Source organism: Pontibacterium sp. (assembly GCF_041587635.1).
In the GTDB taxonomy this organism is placed as follows: domain Bacteria; phylum Pseudomonadota; class Gammaproteobacteria; order Pseudomonadales; family Balneatricaceae; genus Pontibacterium.
Map to the genome: position 1 here is coordinate 1 of NZ_JBFGYC010000665.1, position 1,964 is coordinate 1,964.

Genomic DNA, 1,964 nt, shown 5'->3' on the forward strand with positions numbered 1-1,964 from the left:
GGTTTCCGGGTATTGACTAACTCCAAGCGTCCAATCACAACCCTCGATGACCTCGACGGCGTCGTTGTTCGTGTTCCTAAAAACGAAATCATGATCGACACTTACAAGTCTTGGGGTAACAACCCAACGCCTATGGCCTGGTCTGAAACCTTCACTGCTCTGCAACAGGGCGTTGTTGACGGTCAGGACACTCCATACACCACGATCTACGCGATGAAGTTTGGTGAAGTACAGAAGTACATCACTGACCTGCATTACCTGTTCCTGCTGGAGCCTCTGATTATTTCTGAATCCCTGTACCAGGATCAGAACGAAGCAACTCAGAAAGCAATTCTGGCAGCGGGTACTGAAGCGACCGCTTACAGCCTGCAGTGGCTGAAAGATCAGGAAGCAACCATCAAGAAAGAATTGGTGAGCAAGTACGGCATGCAGATCGACTCTCTGCAGGACGAAGCTGAATGGGCGAAGCGCGCTCAGAACGCTGTATGGCCTAAGTTCTACGAATCTGTAGGCGGTAAAGGCAAAGTGAACGAACTGCTGCGCTCTCTGGGTCGTGATGAAATCTAAGGTTTAATTCTTTAAACCGGAGTTTTTATCCATCCAGTCTATGCACCCGTCCGCGGGTGCATAGATCTTTACGGGAGATAGCCACATGGGCAGTAAAATCTTTAAATTCCTCGATAATATTGAAAGCTATATCTGTCGCACGCTGCTGGCCATGTTTGTCACACTGCTGTTTGCTCAGATTGTCTCGCGCCAGTTATTTGGCTACTCCTTCTCATGGAGTGAAGAGCTTTCCGTATATATGTTTGTATGGTTTGTGTTCTTTGGTGCCAGTTACGCCGCCAAACTCGCCGCTCACAACCGGGTAACATTCCAATACAAACTCATGCCAGCATGGTTACCACCCATTCTGGAAGTTTTATCCGATCTGATCTGGATTGGCTTCAACTGCTACTTCGTCTATCTGGCTTACGACTTTGTTTTCAACCGTATGAACCTGTTTTGGAAGTCTCAGACGCTGGGTATACCGATGAAGTATATCTACCTGATCTTACCAATTGCGTTTTCACTTATGACGATTCGCATCATTCAGGTGAACTACTACAAACTGGTTAAAGGCATCGACATCCGTGACCCTGACTCTCAGGAACTGGAAGAGTTAATGGACCACGATATCGACGAAGATAAGAAAAAAGACGCCGCATAATCCAGGAGCAGGTCAATGGCTGAAACATCTATTGTACTCATTTTATTCGGGTCCTTTTTGGTCCTGCTGGTGATGGGCGCACCCGTGACAGTAGCACTTGGGGTCGCGGCACTATCATCCTTTCTGTATCTCGAACAGAACCCTATTAAGTTTGTCCAGATTGCATTTACGTCAGTGGGCTCATTCCCGCTGATGGCGCTACCCTCCTTCATCCTTGCGGGTGCATTAATGGAGGCTGCGGGCATATCCAAACGATTAGTAACGCTCGCTGAAAGTTTCGCAGGCCCGGTAACCGGCGGCATCTCCGCTGCAACCGTACTGGCATGCATGTTCTTTGGCGCGATCTCTGGCTCCGGCCCTGCAACGACCGCAGCGGTAGGCATGCTAATGATCCCTGCGATGGTTAAACGCGGCTACGACAAAGGCTATGCATCTGCAATTACCGCATCCTCGGGTGGTCTGGGTATCGTTATCCCGCCGTCCATTCCAATGGTAATCTTTGGTATCTCTGCGATTGGCCTGAGCGTACCGATGGAAGCAGTCGCTAAACACGGTGAGTTCCAGAGCGTATCCATCACTAAGATGTTTATCGCTGGCGTACTGCCAGGCCTGGTAATTTCCATCAGCCTGATGACGCTGAACTATATCCGCTGTCGCCGCCTGGGTTACAAAGGCACCGCTGAAGGCTGGGATTTCAAGCATATCGCAGAAGCGTTCCGTACCGGCTTCTGGTCTGTTATGGCACCACTGGTTA

General features: G+C 49.6%; 3 protein-coding genes. All 3 read left to right on the forward strand.

Annotation, left to right across the window (positions count from 1 at the left end):
• The coding region (locus ABYW01_RS20465) for a TRAP transporter substrate-binding protein (RefSeq protein ID WP_372836333.1) at window positions 1-567 on the forward strand (567 nt) is incomplete at its 5' end.
• An 85-nt stretch (window positions 568-652) separates the two neighbouring features.
• Window positions 653-1,210 carry a TRAP transporter small permease gene (locus ABYW01_RS20470; protein WP_372836335.1) on the forward strand — a complete coding sequence of 186 codons (558 nt, stop codon included), beginning with the start codon at window positions 653-655 and terminating at the stop codon, window positions 1,208-1,210.
• A gap of 15 nt (window positions 1,211-1,225) precedes the next feature.
• A partial coding sequence (locus ABYW01_RS20475) for a TRAP transporter large permease subunit (RefSeq protein WP_372836337.1) occupies window positions 1,226-1,964 on the forward strand: 739 nt, incomplete at its 3' end.